The organism is Devosia sp. (assembly GCF_017307495.1).
Lineage (GTDB): Bacteria > Pseudomonadota > Alphaproteobacteria > Rhizobiales > Devosiaceae > Devosia_A.
Genome location: NZ_JAFKHE010000015.1, coordinates 270,498 through 295,286 on the forward strand (window position 1 = coordinate 270,498; position 24,789 = coordinate 295,286).

Sequence of the window (24,789 nt, forward strand, 5' to 3'; positions counted from 1 at the left end):
GGGTGGATCGCGCGCAGCGCGAGACGGGTGAGGGGTGACTGTCCGATGACACTCTCCGTCTCCGACCTGCAGAGCTTCCTCTCCACTCAACCGGACGCGATCGTCGCTGAACTTGCCTCCGTCCGGGGCTCTTCGCCGCGTGAGGCCGGCGCGTTCATGCTGATTTCTGCGGGCGCCATTGCCGGCACCATCGGTGGCGGGGCGCTCGAGTACATGGTGATTGACCGGGCGCGGCAGGTGCTGCGGAACGGCGAGCACCGGGACGACCTCGACATCCCGCTCGGACCCGAGATCGGGCAGTGCTGCGGCGGCCGCGTGGACGTGGCGCTGCGGCGCGTGACGCCGGACCTCGTCCGGGCGCTGGTCGCTCGGCTGGCTGCGGAGGACGCAGCGCGGCCGCATGTCTTCCTGTTCGGAGCGGGGCACGTCGGGCACGCCCTGGCGCGCGCGCTGGCGCCGCTGCCGGCGCATGTGCATGTGGTCGATACGCGCCCGGGCGAACTCACCGACCTGCCGGACAATGTCGAGACCCTCGCCGTGCCGATGCCGGAGGCGGTGGTCCGGTCTGCGCCGGAGGGCAGCTCCTACGTCATCCTCACCCACGACCACGCGCTCGATTTCCTGATCGGGGCCGAGGCGCTGCAGCGGCTCGATGCGCCCTACGTGGGCATGGTGGGCTCGAAGACGAAGCGCGCACGCTTCAGGAGCTGGTACCTCGACGCGGGCTATCCCGCCGACCGGCTGGAGCGGCTGGTGCTGCCCATCGGCGGCAGGGCCTTTCCGGGCGGGCTTGGCGACAAGCGGCCGGAGGTGATCGCGGCGCTGGCGGCCGCCGAGATTCTGGTACACATTGGCGGTCGGGAAGCATCTGTCGCACGGCCGGTCACGACCCAGTCGGGAGCCGTTGTTGGACATTAGCCTCACCCCCCGCCTCCAGCTTCACGGCATCACCAAGCGCTTTCCCGGCGTGCTCGCGAACGACAATGTCGGCTTCTCGGTGCTGCCGGGCGAAATCCACGCACTGCTCGGCGAGAACGGGGCCGGCAAGTCGACGCTGGTCAAGATGATCTACGGGATCATGCAGCCCGATGCCGGCGAGATCCGCTGGAACGGGCAGCCGGTGGTGATCCACAACCCCAAGGCGGCGCGCAAGCTCGGCATCGGCATGGTGTTCCAGCACTTCTCCCTGTTCGAGGCGATGACGGTGCTGGAGAACATCGCGCTCGGCATGGACGCGAAGATTCCGGCTCGCGAACTCGAGGCGCGGATCCGCCAGGTGATGGACCAGTACGGGCTGCACCTGGATCCGCATCGCACCGTGTCGACGCTGTCGGTCGGCGAGCGCCAGCGCATCGAGATCGTGCGCGCGCTGCTGCTCAAGCCGACGCTGCTGATCATGGACGAGCCGACCTCGGTGCTGACGCCGCAGGAGGTGGAGCAACTGTTCGTCGTGCTGCGCCAGCTCGCCAGGGAAGGCTGCTCGATCCTCTACATCTCGCACAAGCTGCACGAGATCAAAGCGCTGTGCGAAACCGCGACGATCCTGCGCGGCGGCAGGCTGGTCGACACCTGCGACCCGAGGGTCGAGACGAGCCGCTCCATGGCCGAAAAGATGATCGGCGGGGGCTTGAAGGACATCAAGAAGCCGGCCGGACGTACGCTGGGCGCCGAGCGGCTGGTGGTCAACCGGCTGTCGTTGCCGGGGGCAGGGCCGTTCGGCATCCCGCTGCACGATGTCACCTTCACCGTGCGGGCGGGAGAAATCTTCGGCATTGCCGGCGTTGCCGGCAATGGGCAGAACGCGCTGCTGCTGGCGCTCTCCGGCGAGGAGCTGTCGCGCCATCCCGAGGCGATCAGCATCGACGGGGCGCCGGTGGGCGGTCTGCCGGCGAAGCAGCGACGGCTCAAGGGGCTGGCCAGCGTGCCCGAGGAGCGCAACGGGCATGCCGCCGTGCCCGAGTTCACCTTGGCCGACAACACGGTCCTCACCGCCCGCGACCGACTGGGCATGGTGTCGGCCGGGATGATCAAGTCATCCTCGGCCCGGACCTATGCGGGCGAGGTGATCACCGCCTTTGCGGTCAAGGCCCTGGGCCCGGGGTCGACGGCGGGGTCGCTCTCGGGCGGGAACCTGCAGAAGTACATCATGGGGCGCGAAATCCTGCAGAAGCCGAGCGTGCTGGTGGTGAGCCAGCCGACCTGGGGCGTCGATGCTGGCGCCGCGGCAGCGATCCACCAGGCGATCATCGACCTCGCGGCGGCCGGCTCGGCGGTGGTGGTGATCAGCCAGGACCTCGATGAACTGCTGTCGCTGTGCGACACTCTGGCGGTGATCAACGGGGGGCGGCTGAGCAAACCGATGCAGGTCGAGGGAGCGGATATCGAAGAGATCGGCCTGTTGATGGGCGGCATCCACGGCGAGGGGGCAGTGCATGCAGTTTAGACTGGAGAAGCGGCAGGAACCGAGCAAGCTGCTGCAGGTCCTGACGCCGATCGGCGCCGTGCTGGTGACCATGGTGCTGGGCGGCATCATCTTCACCCTGCTCGGCTACGACGGCCTCGGCGCCGTGCGCGAGATTTTCCTGTCGCCCCTGCTCAACGCCTACAAATGGCAGGACCTGGCGGTGAAGGCAGCGCCGCTGATCATCATCGCCGTGGGGCTGTCGATCGCCTACCGGGCCAATGTCTGGAACATCGGCGCCGAGGGCCAATACATCGTCGGGGCGATCGCCGGCACCGGCGTCGGCATCCTCACCAACGACATGACCGGCTGGTGGATCATGCCGCTGATGATGCTGGCGGGCGTGGCGGGCGGCGCGGCCTATGCCGCGGTCCCGGCTCTGCTCAGGGTGAGGTTCAGGGTCAACGAGATCCTGACCACCCTGATGCTCACCTACGCTTCGGTCTACCTGCTGAACTACCTGCTGGCGGGGCCGTTCAAGAGCCCGACCTCCATGGGGCAGCCGCAGACGGTGATGTTCAGTGCCGACCAGTCCTTGCCGTACATCATCCCCGGCACCATCGTGCAACTCAATGCGCTCCTCGCCGTGATCGTGGCGCTGGTCGCCTGGCTGGTATTCTCGCGCTTCGTGTTCGGCTTCCAGGTCCGGGTCGTCGGCGCGGCGCCGCATGCCGCGCGCTATGGCGGCTTTTCAGCCGATCGGACGGTCTGGCTCGCCATGCTCATCTCGGGCGGGCTGGCGGGGTTTGCCGGCATCCTCGAGGCGATGGGGCCGGTGGGCCGGCTGATCCTGCAGTTCCCGGCGGGCTATGGCTTTACCGCGATCATCGTGGCGTTCCTGGGCCGGTTGCATCCGCTGGGGGCGGTGCTCGCAGGCCTCATGGTTGCCATCACGTTCGTGGGCGGCGAGATGGCGCAGATCACCATCCAGCTGCCGTTTGCGGCGGTCGGCATCTTCCAGGCGATGATGCTGTTCCTGCTGCTCGCCAGCGACATCCTGGTGCGCTATCGGGTCCGGTCCGTGCGCCGCGCGGAGATCGCGACATGAGCAGCGACATCGTCATTGCCATCCTGATGACCATGGCGGGAGCGGCGACCCCCATCCTGCTCGCCGCGCTCGGCGAACTGGTGGTCGAAAAGAGCGGCGTGCTCAATCTCGGCGTCGAGGGCATGATGCTGGTCGGCGCCGTCATCACGGTGGCGGTCACCCTGACCACCGGCAACCACCTGCTTGCGGTCGCCTGCGCCGCCGCAGCGGCGGCCCTGGCGGCGCTGATCTTCGGCGTGCTGACGCTGACGCTCTCGGCCAACCAGGTGGCGACCGGGCTTGCGCTCACCATCCTGGGCACCGGCTTTTCGGCGCTGTTCGGGCGCCCCTATACCGGCAAGAGCGTTCCGACCGTCGGTTCGCCCTTTCCGGCGGAACTGGCGACCGACCCGGTCTGGCGCCTGCTGTTCGGGCACTCCGTGTTCGTCTACCTGGCACTGATCATGGTGGTGGCCGTCTGGTGGTTCCTGCAGCGTACCCGCAGCGGCCTGATCCTGCGCGCAGTCGGCGAGAACGACCTGTCGGCCCATTCCATGGGCTACTCGGTGATCGGGGTTCGCTATGCGGCCGTCGCCTTTGGCGGTGCCATGGCAGGCATTGCCGGGGCCTGCTTCCCCCTGGCCCTCACCCCGCAATGGGTGGAGCGGCTGACCACGGGCAAGGGCTGGATCGCGCTGGCGCTGGTGGTGTTCGCGGCCTGGCGACCGTTCCGGCTGGCGGCCGGCGCCTATTTCTTCGGGCTGATGATGATCTTCGAGGTCTATGCGAAGTCCTCCAGCAGCTTCCGTGTACTGCCGTCCGAGTTCTGGGCCGCGCTGCCCTATCTCGCGACGGTCGTCGTTCTCGTGCTGATCTCGCTCCGTCGCGAGGGCAGCTCGTCTGCACCCGCCTGCCTCGGCAAGCCGTTCATCGCGGCCGGTTGAGGGCAGGAGGAACAAGAACCGTCAAACAGGAGAGAGACACATGACGCAGTTCAACAGACGCACGATGCTGAAAATCGGCGGTGCCGCCGCAGCCCTGCCGCTGCTCGGCTCGCGCGCCTTCGCCCAGGAAAAGCTCAAGGTCGGCTTCGTGCTCATCGGCATGCCGGACGACAATGGCTGGAACTACGGCCACGATCGCGGCCGCCAGGAGATGCTGGCAGCGATCGGCGAGGACAAGGTGGAAACCACCGTCGTCACCAACGTGCCCGAGGGCCCCGACGCCGAACGCGTGTTCCGCGAACTGGCGCAGCAGGGCCACAAGCTGATCTACGGCACCTCCTTCGGCTACGGCGACTACATCCACAAGGTGGCCAAGCAGTTCCCGGACGTGAAGTTCGAGTGGGCGACCGGCAATGCCACGGCGCCGAACGTGTCGATCTACAACGCCAAGTTCCATGAAGGCCGCGCCGTCATCGGCACCGTCGCCGGGCTGATGACCAAGACCAACAAGCTCGCCTATGTCGGCTCCATCCCGATCCCGGAAGTGCGCATGGGCGCCAATGCCTTCGCCATCGCCGCGCGCAAGGTCAACCCGAACGTCACGGTGAAGGTGGTCTACATCGACAGCTGGTTCGATCCGGCCAAGGAAGCCGAACAGGCCCGCGCGCTGATCGACCAGGGCGTCGACATCATCGCCCAGCATACGGACGGCCCGGTCATTCCGCAGATCGCCGAAGAGCGCGGCATCGTCGGCGTGTTCGGCCAGGGCGCGGACATGAGCGCCTTCGCGCCCAATACCCAACTCACCGCCATCATCGACCGCTGGGGCCCGCACTACACCAAGTCGGTGCAGTCGGTGCTCGACGGCACCTGGGTCGAGAGCAGCGTCTGGGACGGCCTTGCCTCGGGCGAGGTTGAGATCGGGCCCTACAACGCCAAGGTTCCGGCCGACGTGGTCGCCAAGGCGGAGGAGGTCAAGGCCGCCATTATCGCCGGTACGCTCCATCCGTTTGCCGGACCGATCAAGGACAACACCGGCACCGAACGCGTTGCCGCCGGTGACGTGATCGATGACGGCGAGTTCTGGGGCGTCGACTGGTACGCCGAAGGCATCGAGGCGTAACGCATCGAACTGGCGGGGCGGGCCCAGGCTCGCCTCGCATATCCCGAACCGCCCATGCGCCGGCGTCACTTCCGCAACGGCGGAACCTGGTGGGATTGCCCCGCGGCCGCACGGCCTGTAGGGCGTTCCGCACCGGTCGCTGCCGCCGCGGGACTGACGCCGGTGCCTGTTGCTAGGTGGAGCCAATGACCGACTTCGCAATCTTCTGGGAATGGCTGAGCTTTGCGGTGCGCTGGACGCACGTGATCACGGCCATCGCCTGGATCGGCTCGAGCTTCTATTTCATCGCGCTCGACCTGGGGTTGCGCAAGACGCCGAGCCTGCCGCCGCTGGCGCATGGCGAGGAGTGGCAGGTGCATGGCGGTGGCTTCTACCACATCCAGAAATACCTCGTGGCCCCGGACTTCCTTCCCGAGCACCTGACCTGGTTCAAGTGGGAGAGCTACTTCACCTGGCTGAGCGGCTTCGTGCTGCTCGTCGTCGTCTACTACTTCGGCGCCGACCTGTTCCTTGTCGATCGGCATGTGCTCGATATTCCGAGCTGGCAGGCGATCCTCCTCTCGCTCGGCTCCATCGTGCTGGGCTGGGTGCTGTACGACGCGCTGTGCAAGTCCCCCATCGGCAATTCGACGACCGGGCTGATGCTGGTGCTTTTCGCCATCCTCACGGCCATGGCCTGGGCCTATACGCAGGTGTTCACCGGGCGTGCCGCGATGCTGCACATGGGTGCGTTCACCGCCACGATAATGGCGGCGAACGTGGCCGGCATCATCATTCCCAACCAGAAGATCGTGGTCGCCGATCTCAAGGCCGGCCGCACCCCTGACGCCAAGTACGGCAAGATCGCCAAGCAGCGCAGCCTGCACAACAACTACCTGACGCTGCCGGTCATCTTCTTCATGCTGTCGAGCCACTACCCCTTGGCCTTTGCGACGCAGTGGAACTGGGTGATCGCCTCGCTGATCTTCCTGTGCGGCGTGCTGATACGGCACTATTTCAACACGCGCCACGCGAGGAAGGGCAACCCGCACTGGACCTGGGCGCTGACCATCGCAATCTTCATCCTGATCGCGTGGCTGTCGAGCGGACCCAAGCTGCCGACCGGGGCGGAGAGCATGCCCTCGCCGCAGGCCAGTGTCCTGATGCAAAGCCCGCATTTCCGGGCTGCCTCCGATGTGGTGCAGACCCGCTGCACCATGTGCCACACGGCCGAGCCGGTGTGGGAAGGCGTCAGCGAGGCGCCCAAGAACGTGATCCTCGACACCGATGTTGCGGTCGCCAACCACGCCGAGCAGATCGCCATCCAGGCCGGCTATTCGCACGCCATGCCGCCCGGCAATGTCACCGACATGACCGACGACGAGCGGGCGCTGCTGGTGGCGTGGTTCCGCGAGGGTTCGAAGTGAGCATCGTCCCCCAGGAGGCCGGGCGAGAGCCTGAGCTTCGCGTGCTGCGAGGTCGCGTGCTGAGCTTCCTCAGCGAGCCGCAGGGACGGGACGATCATGCCTCGTATCGCTTCATCGAGGATGGTGCAGTCGTCATAGACACCAGCACCGGCAGGATCCTCTGGGTCCGGGAGTGGGGCGAGGGGCCGGGCGGGGGCGCGAGCGCTTACGAAGTGATCGACCACCGGCCACACCTGATCATGGCCGGGTTCATCGACCCGCATATCCATTTTCCGCAGATGCAGGTGATCGGCGCCTATGCCGGGGCGCTGCTCGAATGGTTGAACACCTACACGTTCGTCGAGGAGCAGAAGTTCGGCGACGAGGCGCACGCGACGCGCATCGCCTCGCGCTTCTTCGACGAACTGATCCGGCACGGCACGACCACGGCGGCCGCCTATTGCTCGGTGCATCCACAGTCGGTCGATGCGTTCTTTACCGAAGCGGCCAGGCGCGACATGCTGATGGTCGGCGGCAAGGTGATGATGGATCGCAACGCGCCGCCCGGGCTCTGCGACACGCCGCAATCAGGCTACGACGACACCAAGGCCGGCATCGCGAAGTGGCATGGCAGGGGCCGGGCGCACTACGCCATCACCCCGCGCTTCGCCATCACCTCGACGCACGAGCAGATGGCGATGGCCGAGGCCTTGGCGCAAGAGTTCCCGGACCTGCACATACAGACGCACGTCAGCGAGAACCTCGCCGAGATCGCCTACGCCAACGAGTTGTTCCCGAACTACGGCGACTATGTCGGCATCTACGAAAGATTCCACCTGCTGGGGCCCAAGACCCTGCTCGGCCACTGCATCCACCTGAGCCATCGCGAGACCGAGGTGATCGCCGAGACCCGCTCGGTAGCGGTGTTCTGCCCGACCTCGAATCTGTTCATCGGCTCGGGCCTGTTCGACTACGAGCGGCAGCACCAGCACGGCGTGCGCATCGCCACCGCCACCGACGTGGGCGGCGGCAGTTCGTATTCGATGCTGCGCACGATGGACGAGGGCTACAAGGTGCTGCAACTGCGCGGGCAGCGGCTGACCCCGTTCCGCTCATTCTACCACCTGACCCTGGGCAATGCCCGGGCGATGAGCCTCGACGATCGGATCGGTTCGCTGGCGCCCGGCAAGGAAGCCGACATCGTCGTGCTCGATTCCGGGGCGACACCGCAGATGAAGCTGCGCATGGAAACGGTACACTCGCTCGAGCAGGAGCTATTCCTGCTGCAGACGTGCGGCGACGACCGGGCGATCGTCGAGACCTATGTGATGGGCAAGCCGATGAAGTCGGCACTGGCCGCTTAGCGCATCGCTCCCCCTTGAGGGGAGGGATCGAGGGAGGGGGCAGTTCGGCGATCACCGACGGACCCCACCCCCCGCCCCTCCCCTCAAGGGGGAGGGGAGCAATGCGGTGGGCATGAAGGAATGAGGACAGAAATGATCAACTATCTCGACAAATCCGGCCTCAAGGTCGACCAACTGCTGGTCGATTTCGTCGAGAAGGAAGCCATTCCCGGCACCGGTGTCACGCCCGGGCAGTTCTGGAACGGTTTCGCCGGTCTCGTCCGCGATTTCGTGCCCAGGAACCGCGAACTGCTCGCCATCCGCGACCGGATCCAGACGCAGATCGACGATTGGCACAAGGCGAACGGACCGGTGGCGGCCAATCCGGCGCAGTACGAAGCCTTCCTGCGCGAAATCGGCTACATCGTCCCGGAGCCCGGGGATTTCATCATCGAAACCAGCGGGCTCGACCCCGAGATTTCGTCGCTCTGCGGGCCGCAGCTGGTGGTGCCGGTGTCGAACGCGCGCTACGCGCTCAACGCCGCCAATGCCCGCTGGGGCAGCCTCTATGACGCGCTCTACGGCACCGACGCGATCGCACGCGACGGCGCGCTGGCGCCGGGCAAGGGCTTCAACGCCGCCCGCGGCGCCGCAGTCGTGGCGCGGGCCGCCGAGTTCCTCGACAGCGCCGTGCCGCTGGCTTCCGGCAGCCATGCCGACGTCAGCGGCTACCACGTGGTCAAGGAAGGCGACCGGCGGGTGTTCGTCGCCGACACCGCGGCCGGGCGCGTTGGCCTCAAGGACCCTTCGGCCTTCGTGGGCTATGGCGGGACGCAGGAGCGCGGCGAGCTGGTGCTGCGGCACAACGGGCTCCACGTCATCCTGATCATCGACCCGGCGAGCACGATCGGCGCGACGCACAAGGCCGGCCTCAGCGACGTGATCATCGAAGCCGCGCTGACCACCATCCAGGACTGCGAGGACTCTGTCGCGGCAGTCGATGCCGAGGACAAGGTCGGCGTCTATCGCAACTGGCTCGGGCTGATGAACGGCACGCTCGAGGACACGTTCCAGAAGGGCGGCAGGACCGTTACCCGGCGTCTCAATCCGGACCGGACCTACAAGGGTGTCGACGGCCAGCCCGTGGTGCTGAAGGGCAGGGCGCTGCTGCTGGTGCGCAATGTCGGGCACCTGATGACGAGCAGGGCCGTGCTCGACCCCGCGGGCCAGCCCATCGGCGAAGGGCTGATGGACGCGGCCGTCACGGCGCTCTGCGCCATGAGCGACAAGGTCAACTCGAGCACCGGCGCCATCTACGTGGTCAAGCCCAAGATGCACGGGCCGGAGGAGGTCCAGTTCGCCTGCGATATCTTCGGGGCGGTCGAGAGGATGCTCGGCCTCAAGCCCGAGACGATCAAGATCGGCATCATGGACGAGGAGCGCCGTACGTCCGCCAACCTCAAGGCCGCCATCTTCGCCGCCCGCCGCCGGGTGTTCTTCATCAATACCGGCTTCCTCGATCGCACCGGCGACGAGATCCATACCTCGATGCTGGCCGGTCCGGTGCTGCGCAAGGACGACGTGAAGTCCGAACGCTGGATCCAGTCCTATGAGGACCGGAACGTCTTGATCGGCCTCGCGGCAGGGTTCTCGGGCCGGGCGCAGATCGGCAAGGGCATGTGGGCGCGGCCAGACGACATGGCTGCGATGCTGGCGAGCAAGGCCGCGCACCCCAATGCCGGCGCCAACACCGCCTGGGTGCCGTCCCCGACGGCGGCGACGTTGCATGCGCTGCACTATCACCAGGTCGACGTGTTCGAGGCGCAGAAGCGCCGGCACAACCAGCCGACGCCGGGCCTCTCGGACCTGTTCTCGATGCCGGTGCTCGATCCTGCGACCCTCGACAAGGCCCAGGTCCTGCGCGAGCTCGACAACAACGCCCAGGGCATCCTCGGCTATGTGGTGCGCTGGGTCGACCAGGGCGTCGGCTGCTCCAAGGTGCCGGACATCAACAATGTCGGGCTCATGGAGGATCGCGCCACCTGCCGCATCTCCTCGCAGGCAGTCGCCAACTGGCTGAAGCACGGGCTGGTCAGCGCGGCCGAGGTGCGCGCCTCGTTCGAGAAGATGGCGGCGGTCGTCGACGGGCAGAATGCGGGTGATCCGCTGTATCGGCCGATGGCGGGGCATTTCGAGACCTCGATCGCCTACCAGGCTGCGCTCGATCTGGCGCTGGAAGGGGCGACGCAACCGTCCGGCTATACCGAGCCGATCCTCCATGCGGCGCGCGAGCGGGTCAAAGCGGCGGTGTGAGGTCTGCGCGCGAGGTGGAGTTCCATCGGCGCTTCGTCATGCCCGGTCGAGTTCGACCACCGGCAGGTGGATCGCGCTCGGGCGGGCGGGATCGTGGAAGACCTCGATGTCGGCGCTGACGAGGGTCGTGGCCTCGCCCAGCGGTTCGTCCGTGCCGGTATTGCGGGCGTAGCGCGGATGCGCCCCGCTTGCCACCACGACCCGCAGCCGGTGGTTGCGCTTGAAAGTGTGGGCGGCCGCGTGCATGCGGAAGTTGAGCTTCCAGATATCGTCGGGAACCGCCGGATCGGCCGACGTCTTGCGCAGGAAGCCGTCGCAGACGTTGATCGACACGCCCTTTTCGTCGACGTCGGAAAGGCGCACGAAGAAATCCGTGTTGGGCAGGCTGGAGCGGGCATGGAGCGCCACGCGCACCTGGCCGAGAATGGTGATCGGGTTGAACAGCGGCTCCGAGGTATAGACCAGCAGGTCGCGGCGCTTCTCGAGCACCGCCTGGTCGACCTGGCCGGCGCCGCTGAAGGCGAACATGGCGCCGCCGATGGCCGGGGTCGGCTGCCGGGGATCGTACGAATAGGTGTCGGGCGGTGAGGAGCGGACCGGGCGCTGCGACAGCACGGCGTCGGGATGCAGGTGCCAGAGCTGGTTTTCCGGTTCCACCGGCGGATAGGCGTCGAACTCGCGCCAGGCGTCGTCGCCGGAGATCCACAGCCGAACCGGCTTGTTCCGCAGCGTGCTGGCGTCGCCGAGGAGCTTTGCATCCATCCACTCGAGCGTATGGCGGACGCTTTCCATCTGCAGGTCCGGGTTGACATGCGTCCATGGCCCGATGGTCAGGTGCGGCACCTGGCCGGCGTCGACGAGGGTGCGATAATCGCGCAGCAACTGGTCGAGCATGAAGTCGTACCAGCCGGAGGTGAAACTGACCGGCGGGGTGCGGGCGCCGAGGCGGTGGGTGTGGTCGAGCGGCTGCCAGAATTCGTCGCTGCCGATCGCCTCGTCCATCCAGCGCCGCCAGAACGGCACGATGCGGCCGGTGACGCGCTTGTCGGCGTCCTTGAGCGGCAGCTTCATGGTGGCGCGCAGGGTGGCGCGTTCGATGCCGCCGGTGAACATCCTCCGCGCGGTGCGCATCTGGTTGCCCTTGAGGCCTTCCACCGTCTGGATCCAGCTCAGCCAGAGGCCCACCGCCAGCCCGCCGCCGGGGAAGACGATGGAGCGGAACTCGGCGCTGGTTACCTTGACGGCCATGGCCGACTGGCGGGGCAGGGCGTCGCAGATGGCCCATTGCGCGTAGCCGAGATAGCTCGGGCCCGATGTGCCGAGCCGGCCGTCGAACCAGGGCTGGGCCTTGATCCAGTCGATGGTGGCGAGGCCGTCGTCGCGCTCGTGGCCGAACGGATCGAACTCGCCGCCCGACTTGTCGGTGCCGCGGCAGGCCTGCAACACGACGTGGTAGCCGCGCTCGGCATAGACCTCGCCGATCGTCGCGAAGCCGGACAGTCCGTAGGGCTCGCGCATCAGGATGGTCGGGTGGGGGCCCGGCAGCTTCGGTGCGAAGTGTTCGGTGGCGAGCAGCACGCCGTCGCGCGCCGGCACGCGCAGGTTGCGGGTGCGGGCCACGCCGCACTTGCGCTTGGGCAGCTTGTAGAAATCGGCGAGGAACCGGCTCGCGATGCTCATTTGACGAAGTCGAACTTGTCCACGTCGAACAGTCCGCGATCGGTCATCTTGAGGTGCGGGATGACCGGCAGGGCGAGGAAGGCAACCTGCAGGAACGGCTCGGGCAGGGTGCAGCCCAGGGCGTAGGCCGCTTCGCGCAGATGGTGGAGCTTGTCGGCCACGGCCTCGAAGCTCAGCAGGCTCATCAGCCCGGCGATGGGCAGCGCCAGGTCGGCAGTGACGCGCCCGCCGTCGGCCACGGCAAAGCCGCCGCCGAGCTCGATCAGCCGATTCACCGCCAGGGCCATGTCCGCATCATCGGCGCCGACCACGGTGATGTTGTGGCTGTCGTGGCCGACCGAGGAGGCAATGGCGCCGCGCTTCAGGCCGAAGCCCTTGGTGAAGCTCAGCGCGACGTTGCCGTTGATGCCGTGGCGCTCGATCACCGCGATCTTGATCACGTCGTTCTCGATGTCGGGCAGCGTGCCCATCTCCGAGACCTCGAGCGTCGCCGTCTCGCGATAGGTCAGGATCAGGCCGGGGCGGACCCCGATCACCGGGGTCTCGTTCTGGCGCGGGTTGGGCGGCACGATGAAGGTGGAAGGGCCGACGCGCTCGGCCTTCATCGAGGCAAGCCCGACGGGGGGGACGGCCCGGCGCGCCTCGAACAGCTCGGGTCGGACGAGGCGCCCGTTGGTGATGACCTCGGCGACCTGGCAGGTCTCGAGGTCGTCGAGCAGGGCGATGTCGGCGCGATAGCCCGGCGCGACGAGGCCGCGATCCTTCAAGCCAAAGATGCGGGCGGCCGAGTGCGACGCGGCGCGGTAGACGTGGTGCAACGGCCGGCCCCGGGCGATCAGCCGGCGGATGGAGCTGTCGAGGTGACCTTCTTCCAGGATGTCGAGCGGGTTGCGATCGTCGGTGCAGAGCGCGACATAGGCCGAGGTGTTGGCGTCGAGGATTTCGGCCAGCGCGTCGAGGTCCTTGCTGACCGAGCCCTCGCGGATCAGGATGGCCATGCCCTTCATGAGCTTCTCGCGCGCCTCCACGGCGGTCGTTGCCTCATGATCGGTGCGGATGCCGGCGGCGAGATAGCCGTTGAGGTGGAGGTCGCTCAGCAGCGGCGCATGGCCGTCGATATGGGCGCCCTGGAAGGCGACCAGCTTGGCGACAATGCCCGGATCGCCCGCCAGCACACCGGGGAAGTTCATCATCTCGGCAAGGCCGATGACCTGGGGGTGGTGGCGGAATTTCTCGAGGTCGGCGATCTCGAGCCGTGCGCCCGAGGTCTCGTGCGGCGTAGCCGGCACGCATGAACTGAGGTTCACGCGAATGTCCATGACGGTGCGCTCCGCGCACTCGAGGAAATAGCGGATGCCGTCGGCCCCGAGGACATTGGCGATCTCGTGCGGGTCGCAGATCACCGTGGTAACGCCGTGCGGCAATACGCAGCGGTCGAACTCGAACGGGGTCACCAGCGAGGATTCGATGTGCAGGTGCGTGTCGATGAAGCCGGGCACGGCGAAGCGGTTCTCGCCTTCGATCAGCCGCGCGCCGTTGTAGTAGCCGTAGGTGCCGACGATGCGGCCGGCGACGATGGCGATGTCGGTGTGGGTGACCGAACCCGAGATCACGTCGAGCAGGCGGACGTTCTTGATCACCACATCGGCGGGGACTTCGCCGGCGCCGGCCTTGATCATGCGGGTGAGGAGCTCGGGGGAAATGGTCATGGCGTACCCGGGATCAGCATCCCCGAACGTCGGACGTTCGCGGGTTCACGGTCAAGTGCTGGCGGAACCCCGTACGACATCGGGCGTTGGTTTTTCACGATTGTTCTTATCGGAAGACCACCATGCAGACCTACGATCCCCACAAGTCGACCACCGAGGTTCGCCAGGGCAGTCGGCGCATGCTCAACTTCCGGGTGCTGGTTTGGTCGCTGCTTGCCGTGATCCTGGCATTCGGGCTGGTCTACCTGTTCTTCTACCTCTTCAACTCGCCGCCCCCCAACACGACCACCGGCGTGTAGCGATGGTGAGGCTGAAGCGCGTCGGGCGCGAGGACCTGGCGATCAGGCTGGTCCGGCACGGGCGCGGCTTCGGCCTCCGTGACGCCGACGGCGAGACGGTCTCCGACCCCGGGCTTCACCAGCGTGTGCGAAGCCTCGGCATTCCCCCGGCGTGGACCGATGTGCGGATCGCGGTGGCACCCAATGCGCATATCCAGGCGCTCGGTACGGATGCGGCGGGGCGAACGCAGTATGTGTATCATCCCGACTGGGAGGCGCGGCGCACCCGACACAAGCTCGAGCAACTGGCCCGACTGACCGAGGCCTTGCCGCGGATTCGTCGCCACGTGCATGACGATCTGCGCGAGCCGGCGGGCAGCAAGCGGCTGGCGCTGGCGCTCGGCGTCGCGCTGATCGACCGCACCGCGATGCGGGTCGGGCGCGAGCGCTATCTCGATGCGCGCGGCACGCGTGGCGCCGGGACGTTGTTCGCCCGCGACGTTTCGGTTGCCGGCGATGTCGTCACCACGCGCTTTCCGTCCAAGAGCGGGAAGCAGGCGAGCTACGAGGTCCGCGACGGGCGGCTGGCCGAGGCGGTGCGCAAGGTGAAGTCGATCCATGGCCGCCGCCTGCTCATGTACCGCGACGACGCGGGTGTGGCCCGCCCGCTGCGCACCGACGACATCAACCGCTACCTGCGGGCAATCGGCGGGACGACTGTCACCGCCAAGGACTTTCGGACACTGCATGCCAGCGCCCTGGCGGCGGAGTATCTGGCGCGGCTCGCGCCAGCGGAAAGCATGTCGGGGCGGAAGCGGCAGATGGCTGCCGTCACCCGGCAGGTGGCTGCGTTCCTGCAGAACACGCCGGCGATCTGCCGCGCCAGCTACGTCGCGCCATGTCTCTACGCCCTGTTCGACAAGGGGCGCCTCGGAGCGATCTGGGCCGCCGGCGGTGCCGGCACGAATGGGGTTCGCCAGCGCGAGGTGCGTCTCGCGGCCGTGCTGGCTGCGGCAGGCTAGGCCGCGGCCTCGTTCCGCTCCTTGGCCAGCTCGTCGTAGAGCTTGACCTGGTTGCGGCCGGACTCCTTGGCCTGGTAGAGCGCGAAATCGGCCCGCGCCGGCAGGTCGAGGCCGTCGCCGGCGGCGTCGCGAGCGAGCGCCACGCCGATCGACACGCCGATGCGGACGTCTGCGCCGGCGAGCTTGTAGGGCTCGGAGACGCGAGAGATGATCTGTTCGGACAGCCGGCGCGACTCGTTCACGGTCTTGATCGCTGCCTGCAGGATAACGAACTCGTCGCCGCCGAGGCGCGCCAGCGTGTCGCCATCGCTGAGCAGCGCCTTGATGCGTCCGGAGACCTGCCGCAGCAGCTCGTCGCCGGCCTCGTGGCCGAGCGTATCGTTGACCTGCTTGAAACGGTCGAGATCGAGCGCGAGCAGCGCCACCGGATCGCTGCCGGGGCTGAGGCGCTCGAGCGCCTGGGTCAGCCGCTGCTGGAACATGGCGCGGTTGGCGAGCCCGGTGAGCGGATCGTGCAACGCCTGGTGCTCGGCCCTGGCGCGCTCGGCTTCTAGTGCGGCCGACGAGCGGCGCAGGCTGCGCATCAGGATGGCGATGACCAGGCCGGCCACCAGTACGGCGATGCCCATGGCAGGTGCGGTTTCGGCGAGCAGCAGCGTGCCCGGACGGTCGGGTTGCCACTTGAACCAGGCGACCGGTTCGCCGGCCTTGTTGTCGAGAGCGACGACGGCCTCCGCGGCGCCGGGGGTGGGGGCGATGTCGAAGCGGGCCCCGTCGATGAGGTACTGGCCCATCAGCTCTTCGGCGAGCGTCCGATCGAGGAAGCGGGCCGAGACGTGGTAGAAGGCTTCGGAGGGGTGCACGTCGAACGCGTCGGACCAGGACAGCACGGGCACGGCGCTGATCAGCGCCGGACGACCCTCGATCCTGCCCAGGTCGGTGGACCCGGGAATGGTGCCGTCGGCGAAGCCGTTGTTGTACGAGTCGATCGCGGCATCGCCATCGACTCCGCGCAGCGCGTCGACCACGGCCACGACCGAGGCCCGGTCGGCCTCGAACGTGTCGAGCGGCGCCTTGCCGCCATCGCGCAGCGCGTAGATCGGCTTCAGCGCATGGTCGAGGACGTAGATCCGGCTGGGTGCGTGGGTGGTGTAGATACCCTGGCCGAGGTTCTCGTCGATCCAGTCGAGATCGCCTTCGCGCAAGGCGGTGACCGCCTCGTCCCAGCCGGTCGCATCCTGCTCGGCGCTGGCGATGTCGTCCCACTCCTGCTTGAGGATGTGCTCGACCAGCCGGGTCTGGCGCTGCAGCGCGCGGTCGTCGCTCTTGGCCGCCGACCACAGGACGAAGCCCGCCGCCGTGCCCGCGGTGACAACCACGGCGACGATGACCGGGATCAGGACCTGAAATGAGAATTGCCAGCCGGAACGGCGTTCACGACGACGCATGTTGAGCCCCCACTCAATCGGTGTCGAGGCGCGACCATACGGGCTGATTCAAAAAGGGTAGTTAGCGGAAAGGGTTAAGGGATGCTGTTCAGGCAACTTCGGCGACGGCTTGCGCTGCGTCGGTGAGCAGGGTGGCCATGTCGCCTACCGTCAGGGGGGCCGAGAACAGGAAGCCCTGGAAGGTATTGCATCCCATGGCAGCGAGGATTCGGAACTGCTCCTGGGTTTCGACGCCCTCGGCCGTGACCTCGATCCCCAGCGCATGGGCGAGGGTGACCATGGCCTGCACGATCGGCTCGGAGCCTTCGCCGGTGCCGAGCTGGCTGACGAACGAGCGGTCGATCTTGATCCGGTCGACCGGGTAGCGCTTGAGATAGTTGAGCGAGGAGTAGCCGGTGCCGAAGTCGTCGAGCGCGATACGGACTCCGGCCTCGCGGAAGGAGCGAATGGCATCCAGGGCCATCGCCTCGTGTTCGAGCAGGATGCTCTCGGTTATCTCCATCTCCAGGTCGGCCGGAGCCATGCCGGTCTCGGCCAGGATGTCGAACACGCGCTCGGCGAAGCCTGGGTTGCGCAGCTGCGCCGGCGAGATGTTCACCGCCACGGTCCGGCCGGGCCAGCGTGCGCCGAACTGGGCGGCCCGGCGCAGGACGAACTCGCCGAGTGGCTCGATCAGGCCCGTGCTCTCGGCGATGCCGATGAAGCGCGCTGGCGCTATGTTGCCAAGGCGCGGGTGGGTCCAGCGGACCAGGGCCTCGGCGCCGACAATGGTGCTCCCGGTCTGGCTGCACAGGGGCTGGAAGGCGACCCAGAGCTGGCCCGGCACGCGCAATGCCTCGCGCAGCTCGGCCTCGATTGTGTGCCGGCCCTGCACCAGTTCGTCCATTTCCTCCTCGTAGATGGCGGCGCGGTTGCGGCCGCCGGACTTGGCTTCGTAGAGCGCGATGTCGGCCTTGCGGCTCAACTCCCGGCTGTCGTGATCGGTCGCGCCGGCAATGACGAAGCCGATGGAGACGCCGACGAAGGCATCGCTGCCCAGTACCCGGAAGGGGCGGGCGATCGCATCGACGATGCGGCTGGCGAGGGCGGAGACCTCGACCGAGCCGGAATAGCAGTAGTGGAGGATCGCGAACTCATCGCCTCCGAGCCGGGCAAGGATGTCGCCGGGCTCGACGATCTGGCGCAGGCGGTCGGCAACGGAGCGGATCAGTTCGTCGCCGGCGTTGTGGCCGAGGGTGTCGTTGACCTGCTTGAAGCGGTCGAGATCCAGCATCAGCAGGGCCAGGGGGGCGTCGCGCAGCTTGAGGCTGCCCAGCCGCGCTTCGAACTCGCGATCGAAGCTCAGTCGGTTGGGTAGGCCGGTAAGCGGATCCTCGCTCGCCTGGCGCTCGGCGTCGCGGCGCTTGTGCTCCAGTGCATCGAGGGCGCGCCGGAGCCGGTGCATCAGCACCAGCACCAGCAGCGCGAAGATGACGAGCGTGAGTCCCGCGGCGGCGACCGTCCGTTGCAGCAGGTCGCTGCCGGGCCGGTAAGGCTGCCACTCGAAGAAGCCGACGATGCGGCCGGAGCGACTCTGCACCGGGAAGGCAGCCTCGCCCGGGGTAGTAGCGCGGCCGGTGCTGAAGCGCCCGATCCCGGTCATGTTGTGGTCGATCATGCGCCGCCCGAACTCGGCGTCGAGATAGACGACCGAGACCAGCACGGCCTCCCGACCGGCGGGCTGGCCGACATTGCCGCTATCGGAAATGATCGGCGTGACGCTGATGATGGCCGGCCTGGAATCTATCTGCAGGTAGTCGGCGATGTAGGGCGGCTCGTCGACGTAGCCGGCCGAAGCCGCGCTGCGCAGGGCGCCGATGAAGGGCTGCAAGACGTTGCGGCGCTTCTCGAAGGCTGCCGGCGGCTGGGTCCTGCCTGCGATCGCTGCGTAGGCCGGCGCGTCGTCGGAGGACAGCACATAGCTCTCGTCGTGACCGAAGTAGCTGAACATCCACTTGCCGATATCGGTGGCCAGCCGAGCCGTGTCATGATCGCGGGCGGCGATGACCGTGTCGTCCCGGATGGCAACGCTCTGCTGCTGACGCGGGACGGTGCCGAGTTGGGCCTCGACGGCATGCCTGATGCTCAGCGTCTGCCGCTGCAGGGCATCGGCATCGATCTGCCCGGCCGACCACAGCAGGAAGCCGCCGAAGATCAGTGCCGTAGAGGCGAACACCACGAGAAACGTGGCCATCACCAGCATCGAGAGCGTTCGGCGGGACTTGATGCGGGTGGACATGGGGCCAGCGTGACAACGACGTGGCCAGTGTGCCGGAGAGGCTTTTCGAACTCGTTACTGTCCTGCCGACTTCCGATCAGGCGTTGTCCTTGAACAGGACTTCGCGGTCCTGGGTGAAGTTGGCCAGGAGGGGCAGCGAAGCGCCGCCCATGGCGCGCGCGGCGTTGCCGATGCTGCCGGGCAGCAGGCGGAAGTGCGACAGGCCCTGCTGGTTGATGCGGGCGATTGCGGCCTCGGTCCGGGCGATGATCCGCTCCCGCACATGGCTTGGAAAGGCGCCGTCGATGAGCACCGTCCCGACGTCGATGACCGCTATGGCGGCGACGATCGAGTAGGCAAGGCTGACGGCCACCTCCTCGATCCAGTCGTCGAGTACCGGGCCGAGGTCGTCGCCCCAGTCGTCGGGCGACTGCCAGAGGATGTCCGGGCTGCGTCCCTGCGCGATCAGCTTGCGCTCGAGCGTGTAGATCGACGCGACGTTCATCAGCTGGGTGGTGCGGCTGCCGCCGGCGGCATGGCCGGGATCTTGTGCCGGCATGGAGCCCAGGGCGCCGGCATTCTGCGTGCGACCGGGGAACAGGTGGCCGTTGAGCACGAGCCCGCCGCCGATGAACGAGCCGATGAAGACGTAGAGGTAGTCGGCGTGCTCGCCGCCGATGCCGAACATCAGTTCGGCGGCGCAGGCCGCCGTGATGTCGTTGGCGAAGTACACCGGCCAGTTGCACAGCGCGCCGATCATCGCGCGCACGTCGACCTGGCGCCAGGCGTCGATCTCGGCCTTGGGGGCGCCGATCTCCTCGTGCCAGGTCCACATCTCGTAGGGGGCGGCGATGCCAACCCCCGCGATGCGGGCCACCAGCCGCGTGGGCAGGTCGGCGACCAGGCTCTCGAAGCCCTCGCGGGCGAAGCGGCGGATGCTGTCGGGCGTGGGGTAGGGGTAGGTCTTGTGCAGCAGCTTGAGGATCTGGCCGGTGAAGTTGATCAGGTACAGGTCGACGCTGCGACGGCCGATCTTGAGCCCGAAGCTGAGCGCGCCCTCGGGATTGAGCGAGTAGGGGACCAGCGGCTGGCCGACCTTGCCGCGCAGCGGGTTGCCGCGCAACAGCAGCCCGTCGGCCTCGAGCGCATTGGTGATGATCGAGATGGTCTGGGGCGACAGCCCGGTCATGCGGGCGATGTCGGCCTTGGGTAGCTCGCCGTGGCGGCGGATCAGGGAGAGCACCAGGCGCTCGTTGTACAGGCGCACGCCGGTCTGGTTGGTGCCGCGGCTGGCCGCGCCGCGCCGCAGGCCGGATTCCCTGTTCGTGCCGGTAGCCACTGCGCCCGACCTCCTTTCGACTGCATCTGTTGACAATTGCCGGCTGCTCCGCGTCACGGCCAGAAAAGCCATGGCGTCGGCAAAAGTGCAATCGATTACATGGGGTTCGCACCCCCTCCCGGACGAAAGGATTATCCGCGAACACTCACAAGTCAATTAATAAATCAAATGGACTAATTTATTGACAGAAGGCGACCCTTGCGCTGTTATCGGGGCCGGCGGGGGGAGGAACGGCGCGCCAAGCTGGCCTTGCCTCCTGTCCCGATCCGCGCCGGAGCCAACCGGAGAGCAGGGTCGGGCTCTGCAACACTGGGAGGATTTCATGGGAACACTCGGTTTTCTGAAGACTGCGTTCGCGGGTGCGCTGGTCGCCGCCGCGATGGCCGGCACGGCCTATGCGCAGGAGGTCACGGTCGGTCTCATCACCAAGACCGAGACCAACCCGTTCTTCGTCAAGATGCGCGAGGGCGCCGAGGCCAAGGCCAAGGAGCTCAACCTCAAGCTGATCACCGCTGCCGGCAAGTTCGACGGCGACAACGACGCGCAGGTGGCCGCGATCGAGAACCTGATCTCGGCCGGCGCCAAGGGTTTTGCGATCGTCCCCTCTGACAGCAAGGCCATCGTGCCGACCATCCAGAAGGCCAAGGATGCCGGCCTGATGGTGATCGTGCTCGATACCCCGCTCGATCCGATGGATGCCGCCACCGCGACCTTCGCCACCGACAACCGCAAGGCGGGTGAGCTGATCGGCAAGTGGGCCGCCGGCACACTGGGCGACAAGGCCAAGGACGCCTCGATCGTGCTCCTCGACCTCGCCACCAACCAGCCGACCGTCGACTACCTGCGCGACCAGGGCTTCATGGCCGGCTTCGGCATCGACGTGAAGGATCCCAACAAGTACGGCGACGAGACCGATCCGCGCATCTGCACGCACGAAATCAGCCAGGGCGACCAGGAAAAGGGCCGCACCGCGATGGAGAACGCGCTGCAGAAGTGCCCGAACGTCAACGTGGTCTACACCATCAACGAGCCTGCCGCGGCGGGGGCCTGGGAAGCGCTCAAGGCCGTGGGCAAGGATGACGGCTCGGTGCTGATCGTCTCGGTCGACGGCGGCTGCCCGGGCGTCGCCAACGTCAAGGCCGGCATCATCGGCGCCACCAGCCAGCAGTATCCGCTGAAGATGGCTTCGATGGCGCTCGAGGCGATCGCGACGGGCAAGCTGCCCGAGATCGACCCCAAGATGGGCTTCTTCGATACAGGCGCCACGCTCGTCACGGACAAGCCGGTCGCCGGCGTCGATTCGATCGATACCGCCAAGGGTGCCGAGCTCTGCTGGGGCTGATCGGCTGACGGTTCCAATTCGGGCTCCCGCGCCGCCGGTGCGGGAGCCATCGACATCCACAGGCGTCCTTGGGGAGAGGGGACACGATGAGTGACGACGCAGCCGGCTCGGCAGCTGCTGAAACGGGCCTGAAAAACGTGGCCACCGAGGTGGCGAGTTTCGAGGAAGACCGCCCGGGGATCGTGAGGCGGCTCCAGGGGCTGCTGCATGAGCACCCCACGCTGATCCCGCTGATCGTCCTGCTCATCGGCGTCGTGATCTTCTCCATCGCGGCGCCGGGAAAGTTCCTGTCCGCGCTGAACCTGTCGGTCGTGCTGCAGCAGGTGACGATCGTCGCCATCCTGGGCATGGCGCAGACGCTGGTCATCCTCACCGCCGGCATCGACCTCAGCGTCGGCCTGATCATGATCCTGTGTTCGGTGGTGATGGGTCGCACGGCCGTCGTCTACGGGGTGCCGGTGGCCATAGCGTTTCCGCTCGGCCTGCTCGCGGGTTTCGCCTGCGGCCTCGTCAACGGCCTGATCGTCACCAAGCTCCGATTGCCCCCCTTCATCGTGACACTGGGCACCTGGAGCATCTTCGGGGCGCTCAACACATTCTATTCCAACAGCGAGACCATCCGGGCGGTGGACATGGAAGCGGCGGCGCCGTTCCTGCTGTGGCTGGGCAAGCTCTTCAAGCTCTACGACATTGGCATGTTCCTGGGCCTCGACCTGCCCTGGCTCAAGGGCTGGGTTGTCACCTATGGCTCGCTGCTGATGATAGCGGTCGCCATGGTGTTGTCCTATGTGCTGGGACGCACCGCCTTCGGCCGTCATGTCTATGCGACTGGCGACGATCCCGACTCGGCCCGGTTGTCGGGTATCGACACCGATCGGGTGCTGCTGGCCGTCTATGCCCTCGCCGGCTTCATCTGCGCCATCGCGGCCTGGGTACTGATCGGCCGCATCGGCGGCGTCAGCCCGCAGGCGGGCCAGACCGCCAATCTCGACTCGATCACCGCCGTGGTGATCGGCGGCACGAGCCTGTTCGGGGGGCGCGGCTCGATCGTCGGCACGTTGTTCGGGGCGCTCATCGTCGGCGTGTTCCGCAACGGCCTCGCGCTCTCCGGCCTGGCCCTGCTCTGGCAGGACTTCGCGGTGGGCGTCCTGATCATCGTCGCCGTCACCATCGACCAGTGGATCAGGAAGATCTCGGCATGAGCGATGTGAACAGCATGGGCGTGCCGGCCGGCAACGCCGAAGACATCATCCTCGAGGGCAGGGGACTGAACAAGCGATACGGCCGCGTGGTGGCGCTGGACGACGCGAATTTCGACCTCAGGCGCAACGAGATCCTGGCGGTGATCGGCGACAACGGGGCCGGCAAGTCGACCCTGATCAAGGCGCTCTGCGGCGCGGTGATCCCGGACAGCGGGGAGATCCTGCTCGAAGGCCAGCCGGTGCATTTCCGCTCGCCGATGGACGCGCGCCATGCCGGTATCGAGACGGTCTACCAGAACCTCGCGCTCTCGCCGGCCCTGTCGATCGCGGACAACATGTTCCTCGGTCGCGAACTGCGGAGCCCCGGCTGGGCCGGGCAGCTGTTGAGGAGCCTGGACCGTACGAAGATGCAGAGGATTGCACGCGAGAAACTCAGCGAACTGGGCCTGCTCACCATCCAGAACATCAACCAGTCGGTGGAAACCCTGTCGGGCGGTCAGCGCCAGGGCGTGGCGGTGGCGCGGGCGGCGGCGTTCGGCTCGCGCGTCGTGATCATGGACGAACCGACGGCCGCGCTGGGCGTCAAGGAGAGCCGGCGCGTGCTCGAACTGATGCTGGACGTGAAGAAGCGCGGCTTGCCCATCGTGCTGATCTCGCACAACATGCCGCACGTGTTCGAGGTCGCTGACCGGATCCACATCCATCGGCTCGGCAAGCGCATCGCGATCATCAATCCCAGGGAATATTCGATGTCGGATGCCGTGGCGATCATGACCGGTGCGATGAAGCCGCCGGTCGAGGGTGCCACCGGTCCGGCCATTCACTACACCGGCCAGGAAGCCTCCCAGAACCTATGACGAAAATGCGCGCACTCGTGCTCGAGAAGCAGCACGAACTGACACTCCGAGACATCGAACTGCCGATGGATGTCGGCCCGGGCATGGTCAAGATCAAGCTGCATACGGTCGGCGTGTGCGGGTCCGATGTGCACTACTACACGCATGGCCGGATCGGGCCGTTCGTGGTCAACGAGCCGATGGTGCTCGGACACGAGGCCGCCGGCACGGTGGTCGAGGTCGGGGCGGGGGTTACCGGCCTCAAGGTCGGCGACCGGGTCTGCATGGAGCCGGGCGTGCCGGATCCGAACTCGCGGGCGAGCCGGCTGGGCATGTACAACATCGATCCGGCCGTGACCTTCTGGGCGACGCCGCCGATCCATGGCGTGCTGACCCCCTACGTGGTCCATCCGGCCAACTACACCTTCAAGCTGCCCGACAATGTGAGCTTTGCCGAAGGCGCCATGGTCGAGCCCTTCGCGGTCGGCATGCAGGCGGCGACGAAAGCCAGGATCACCCCCGGCGATACCGCCATCGTCATGGGCGCCGGGCCGATCGGCACCATGGTGGCGCTGGCCGCGCTGGCGGGGGGCTGCGCCCGGGTGATCATCACCGACCTTGCCCAGCCCAAGCTCGACATCGCGGCGCGCTACCAGGGGATCATCCCGGTCAACATCAAGGCCCAGAACCTCGTCGACGAGGTCAACCGGCTGACCGACAACTGGGGCGCCGATGTCGTGTTCGAGTGCTCGGGCAGCCCGCGCGCCTGGACGGGCATCGTCGACGTCGCCCGGCCGGGCGGCACCATCGTCGTGGTCGGGCTGCCGGTCGAGCCGATCGATTTCGACATCGCCTCGCTCTCGGTGAAGGAAATCACCATCGCCTCGGTGTTCCGCTATGCCCACCAGTACGACCGCGCCATCGCGCTGATGGCTTCGGGCCGCGTCGACCTCAAGCCGCTGATCTCGGAGACGTTCAAGTTCGAGGATTCGATCAAGGCCTTCGACCGGGCGGTCGAGGGCCGGCCGACGGATGTGAAGCTGCAGATTGTGATGGACGCTTAGTCGGAGACTGCCCCTC

At 67.1% G+C, this 24,789-nt stretch carries 19 protein-coding genes; 14 read left to right on the forward strand and 5 right to left on the reverse strand.

Annotation, left to right across the window (positions count from 1 at the left end):
• Positions 1 to 45 precede the first annotated feature (45 nt).
• From xdhC to J0I99_RS07675, 8 genes are all read left to right on the forward strand, one after another.
• Positions 46 to 918 carry a xanthine dehydrogenase accessory protein XdhC gene (gene xdhC / locus J0I99_RS07640; protein WP_291396949.1) on the forward strand — a complete coding sequence of 291 codons (873 nt, stop codon included), beginning with the start codon at positions 46 to 48 and terminating at the stop codon, positions 916 to 918.
• On the forward strand, positions 905 to 2,443 hold the full coding sequence (locus J0I99_RS07645; protein ID WP_291396950.1) for an ABC transporter ATP-binding protein: 1,539 nt from the start codon (positions 905 to 907) through the stop codon (positions 2,441 to 2,443). Before xdhC ends, J0I99_RS07645 begins: the two co-directional genes overlap by 14 nt.
• Positions 2,433 to 3,509, forward strand: coding sequence for an ABC transporter permease (locus J0I99_RS07650; RefSeq protein WP_291394216.1), 1,077 nt, complete (start codon positions 2,433 to 2,435; stop codon positions 3,507 to 3,509). The genes J0I99_RS07645 and J0I99_RS07650 overlap by 11 nt, the downstream gene beginning before the upstream one ends.
• Positions 3,506 to 4,432 (forward strand): ABC transporter permease, encoded by a 927-nt coding sequence (locus tag J0I99_RS07655; RefSeq protein WP_291394215.1) that lies wholly within the window; start codon positions 3,506 to 3,508, stop codon positions 4,430 to 4,432. Before J0I99_RS07650 ends, J0I99_RS07655 begins: the two co-directional genes overlap by 4 nt.
• Positions 4,433 to 4,472: 40 nt before the next feature.
• Complete coding sequence (locus J0I99_RS07660) at positions 4,473 to 5,555, forward strand: BMP family ABC transporter substrate-binding protein (RefSeq protein WP_291394214.1); 1,083 nt, start codon at positions 4,473 to 4,475, stop codon at positions 5,553 to 5,555.
• 185 nt (positions 5,556 to 5,740) lie between these two features.
• Positions 5,741 to 6,961 (forward strand): urate hydroxylase PuuD, encoded by a 1,221-nt coding sequence (locus J0I99_RS07665; protein WP_291396951.1) that lies wholly within the window; start codon positions 5,741 to 5,743, stop codon positions 6,959 to 6,961.
• Positions 6,962 to 6,963: 2 nt separating this feature from the next.
• Positions 6,964 to 8,304 (forward strand): guanine deaminase, encoded by a 1,341-nt coding sequence (guaD, locus tag J0I99_RS07670; RefSeq protein WP_291397001.1) that lies wholly within the window; start codon positions 6,964 to 6,966, stop codon positions 8,302 to 8,304.
• A gap of 132 nt (positions 8,305 to 8,436) precedes the next feature.
• Positions 8,437 to 10,596 carry a malate synthase G gene (locus J0I99_RS07675; protein WP_291396952.1) on the forward strand — a complete coding sequence of 720 codons (2,160 nt, stop codon included), beginning with the start codon at positions 8,437 to 8,439 and terminating at the stop codon, positions 10,594 to 10,596.
• Between the two features lie 36 nt (positions 10,597 to 10,632).
• Here J0I99_RS07675 and J0I99_RS07680 read toward each other — a convergent pair whose 3' ends face one another.
• Together J0I99_RS07680 and ade are read right to left on the reverse strand one after the other, a co-directional pair.
• On the reverse strand, positions 10,633 to 12,276 hold the full coding sequence (locus J0I99_RS07680) for a CocE/NonD family hydrolase (RefSeq protein WP_291396953.1): 1,644 nt from the start codon (positions 12,274 to 12,276) through the stop codon (positions 10,633 to 10,635).
• Positions 12,273 to 13,985: an adenine deaminase gene (ade, locus tag J0I99_RS07685; RefSeq protein ID WP_291390831.1), complete on the reverse strand. Its 1,713-nt coding sequence runs from the start codon at positions 13,983 to 13,985 to the stop codon at positions 12,273 to 12,275. The genes J0I99_RS07680 and ade overlap by 4 nt, the downstream gene beginning before the upstream one ends.
• A gap of 122 nt (positions 13,986 to 14,107) precedes the next feature.
• Here ade and J0I99_RS07690 point away from each other — a divergent pair, with 122 nt between their 5' ends.
• Positions 14,108 to 14,284: a hypothetical protein gene (locus tag J0I99_RS07690; RefSeq protein WP_291390830.1), complete on the forward strand. Its 177-nt coding sequence runs from the start codon at positions 14,108 to 14,110 to the stop codon at positions 14,282 to 14,284.
• 2 nt (positions 14,285 to 14,286) lie between these two features.
• Positions 14,287 to 15,285: a DNA topoisomerase IB gene (locus J0I99_RS07695; protein ID WP_291390829.1), complete on the forward strand. Its 999-nt coding sequence runs from the start codon at positions 14,287 to 14,289 to the stop codon at positions 15,283 to 15,285.
• Here the strand turns inward: J0I99_RS07695 and J0I99_RS07700 are convergent.
• The 3 genes from J0I99_RS07700 to J0I99_RS07710 form a co-directional block, all read right to left on the reverse strand.
• Positions 15,282 to 16,733 (reverse strand): diguanylate cyclase, encoded by a 1,452-nt coding sequence (locus J0I99_RS07700; protein ID WP_291396954.1) that lies wholly within the window; start codon positions 16,731 to 16,733, stop codon positions 15,282 to 15,284. The two genes, J0I99_RS07695 and J0I99_RS07700, sit on opposite strands and share 4 nt — an antisense overlap.
• Positions 16,734 to 16,821: 88 nt before the next feature.
• Positions 16,822 to 19,011: a bifunctional diguanylate cyclase/phosphodiesterase gene (locus J0I99_RS07705; RefSeq protein ID WP_291396955.1), complete on the reverse strand. Its 2,190-nt coding sequence runs from the start codon at positions 19,009 to 19,011 to the stop codon at positions 16,822 to 16,824.
• 76 nt (positions 19,012 to 19,087) lie between these two features.
• On the reverse strand, positions 19,088 to 20,329 hold the full coding sequence (locus J0I99_RS07710; protein ID WP_291396956.1) for an ROK family transcriptional regulator: 1,242 nt from the start codon (positions 20,327 to 20,329) through the stop codon (positions 19,088 to 19,090).
• A 379-nt stretch (positions 20,330 to 20,708) separates the two neighbouring features.
• Between J0I99_RS07710 and J0I99_RS07715 the strand changes: the two genes are divergently transcribed.
• The 4 genes from J0I99_RS07715 to J0I99_RS07730 all read left to right on the forward strand — a co-directional run bounded on the left by J0I99_RS07715 (position 20,709) and on the right by J0I99_RS07730 (position 24,773).
• Entirely contained in the window at positions 20,709 to 21,671 is a 963-nt protein-coding gene (locus J0I99_RS07715; RefSeq protein ID WP_291391241.1) for a substrate-binding domain-containing protein, read from the forward strand.
• 86 nt (positions 21,672 to 21,757) lie between these two features.
• Positions 21,758 to 22,873: an ABC transporter permease gene (locus J0I99_RS07720; protein WP_291396957.1), complete on the forward strand. Its 1,116-nt coding sequence runs from the start codon at positions 21,758 to 21,760 to the stop codon at positions 22,871 to 22,873.
• Positions 22,870 to 23,730 (forward strand): ATP-binding cassette domain-containing protein, encoded by an 861-nt coding sequence (locus tag J0I99_RS07725; protein ID WP_291396958.1) that lies wholly within the window; start codon positions 22,870 to 22,872, stop codon positions 23,728 to 23,730. The genes J0I99_RS07720 and J0I99_RS07725 overlap by 4 nt, the downstream gene beginning before the upstream one ends.
• Positions 23,727 to 24,773 (forward strand): NAD(P)-dependent alcohol dehydrogenase, encoded by a 1,047-nt coding sequence (locus J0I99_RS07730; RefSeq protein WP_291396959.1) that lies wholly within the window; start codon positions 23,727 to 23,729, stop codon positions 24,771 to 24,773. The genes J0I99_RS07725 and J0I99_RS07730 overlap by 4 nt, the downstream gene beginning before the upstream one ends.
• The last annotated feature ends 16 nt before the right edge of the window (positions 24,774 to 24,789 follow it).

What these genes read in the sequence shown, in the direction of transcription:
- J0I99_RS07695 (WP_291390829.1), top strand. Translation starts at nt 14,287, where the DNA reads ATGGTGAGGCTGAAGCGCGTCGGGCGCGAGGACCTGGCGATCAGGCTG.
- J0I99_RS07680 (WP_291396953.1), bottom strand. Translation starts at nt 12,276, where the DNA reads ATGAGCATCGCGAGCCGGTTCCTCGCCGATTTCTACAAGCTGCCCAAG.
- J0I99_RS07725 (WP_291396958.1), top strand. Translation starts at nt 22,870, where the DNA reads ATGAGCGATGTGAACAGCATGGGCGTGCCGGCCGGCAACGCCGAAGAC.
- ade (WP_291390831.1), bottom strand. Translation starts at nt 13,985, where the DNA reads ATGACCATTTCCCCCGAGCTCCTCACCCGCATGATCAAGGCCGGCGCC.
- J0I99_RS07720 (WP_291396957.1), top strand. Translation starts at nt 21,758, where the DNA reads ATGAGTGACGACGCAGCCGGCTCGGCAGCTGCTGAAACGGGCCTGAAA.
- J0I99_RS07675 (WP_291396952.1), top strand. Translation starts at nt 8,437, where the DNA reads ATGATCAACTATCTCGACAAATCCGGCCTCAAGGTCGACCAACTGCTG.
- J0I99_RS07650 (WP_291394216.1), top strand. Translation starts at nt 2,433, where the DNA reads ATGCAGTTTAGACTGGAGAAGCGGCAGGAACCGAGCAAGCTGCTGCAG.
- J0I99_RS07730 (WP_291396959.1), top strand. Translation starts at nt 23,727, where the DNA reads ATGACGAAAATGCGCGCACTCGTGCTCGAGAAGCAGCACGAACTGACA.
- J0I99_RS07665 (WP_291396951.1), top strand. Translation starts at nt 5,741, where the DNA reads ATGACCGACTTCGCAATCTTCTGGGAATGGCTGAGCTTTGCGGTGCGC.
- J0I99_RS07690 (WP_291390830.1), top strand. Translation starts at nt 14,108, where the DNA reads ATGCAGACCTACGATCCCCACAAGTCGACCACCGAGGTTCGCCAGGGC.
- J0I99_RS07660 (WP_291394214.1), top strand. Translation starts at nt 4,473, where the DNA reads ATGACGCAGTTCAACAGACGCACGATGCTGAAAATCGGCGGTGCCGCC.
- J0I99_RS07655 (WP_291394215.1), top strand. Translation starts at nt 3,506, where the DNA reads ATGAGCAGCGACATCGTCATTGCCATCCTGATGACCATGGCGGGAGCG.
- xdhC (WP_291396949.1), top strand. Translation starts at nt 46, where the DNA reads ATGACACTCTCCGTCTCCGACCTGCAGAGCTTCCTCTCCACTCAACCG.
- J0I99_RS07705 (WP_291396955.1), bottom strand. Translation starts at nt 19,011, where the DNA reads ATGTCCACCCGCATCAAGTCCCGCCGAACGCTCTCGATGCTGGTGATG.
- J0I99_RS07715 (WP_291391241.1), top strand. Translation starts at nt 20,709, where the DNA reads ATGGCCGGCACGGCCTATGCGCAGGAGGTCACGGTCGGTCTCATCACC.
- J0I99_RS07700 (WP_291396954.1), bottom strand. Translation starts at nt 16,733, where the DNA reads ATGCGTCGTCGTGAACGCCGTTCCGGCTGGCAATTCTCATTTCAGGTC.